This window comes from Mesorhizobium sp. M2C.T.Ca.TU.002.02.1.1, from assembly GCF_003997225.1.
This window is the reverse complement of the sequence record NZ_RZTO01001322.1, coordinates 1-946: the sequence shown is the minus strand read 5'-3', so window position 1 is coordinate 946 and position 946 is coordinate 1. Positions and strand designations below refer to the sequence as shown.

Below are 946 nucleotides of genomic sequence, written 5' to 3'. Positions count from 1 at the left end.
ATCCGGGGACTGCGCGACGGCACCGACCTCGACTACGAAATGCAGATGGCCGGCATGAACGAGACGATGGCGCCGGAATTGCAGACGGTTTTTCTCCCCGCCAGCCCCTCGGTGCGCACCATTACCGCCACACTCGTGCGCCAGATTGCCTCGATGGGCGGCGATATCCGCCCATTCGTGCCAGCGGCCGTCGCCGGCGCGCTCAACGCCAAGTTCACCAGATAGGCTTTCCCGGAGATCCTCATGCAGCTGAAGAAGCTCGCTTCGTTCCTTGTCGTGCTTGCCGGCCTTTTCGCGACATCCGGGCCGGCCTTCGCCGCCGACAAGGAAAACACCATGATCATCACGCTCAAGGACGGCGACGTGACCATTGCGCTGCGCCCCGATCTGGCGCCCAAGCATGTCGCGCAGATCAAGAAGCTGGTGCGCGATGGCGCCTATGACAATGTCGCCTTCCACCGCGTCATCGACGGCTTCATGGCGCAGACCGGCGACGTCAAGTTCGGCAACATGAAGAAGGGGTTCGACCCGCAAGCCGTCGGCACCGGCGGTTCCGATCTTCCCGACCTGCCGGCCGAGTTCTCGCAAAGCGAGCAGTTCACGCGCGGCGTGGTCGGCATGGCCCGCTCGCAGGACCCGAATTCGGCGAACTCGCAATTCTTCATCATGTTCGCGCCGGCGCCGAACCTCGACGGCCAGTACACCATCGTCGGCAAGGTGGAGAGCGGCATGGAACTCGTCGACAAGATCAAGAAGGGCGACGAGGCCGACAACGGCACGGTCACCGATCCCGACCGCATGATCAAGGTTCGCATCGCCGCCGACGGCAAATAACTCCCTCAATTTTCAAAAGGATTTTCTGACATGGCTGAGATCAAGGATCGCGAGAACGCGCTCATCATGGAGACGACCAAGGGCCAGGTCGTCATCGAGATGTATCCCGAGC

1 protein-coding gene and 2 pseudogenes are annotated in these 946 nt (G+C 61.9%); all 3 read left to right on the top strand.

All coding sequences use genetic code 11. The annotated features are described in order from the left end of the window. A pseudogene (locus EOD07_RS35830) lies at positions 1–225 on the top strand (phosphopantetheine adenylyltransferase); the annotation flags it as partial. A 111-nt stretch (positions 226–336) separates the two neighbouring features. After that, on the top strand, positions 337–834 hold the full coding sequence (locus EOD07_RS35825; protein ID WP_245470625.1) for a peptidylprolyl isomerase: 498 nt from the start codon (positions 337–339) through the stop codon (positions 832–834). A gap of 30 nt (positions 835–864) precedes the next feature. Further along, a pseudogene (locus tag EOD07_RS35820) lies at positions 865–946 on the top strand (peptidylprolyl isomerase); the annotation flags it as partial.

Excerpts from the sequence above, each read along its gene's own strand:
- EOD07_RS35825 (WP_245470625.1), top strand. The coding sequence starts at position 337 with ATGATCATCACGCTCAAGGACGGCGACGTGACCATTGCGCTGCGCCCC.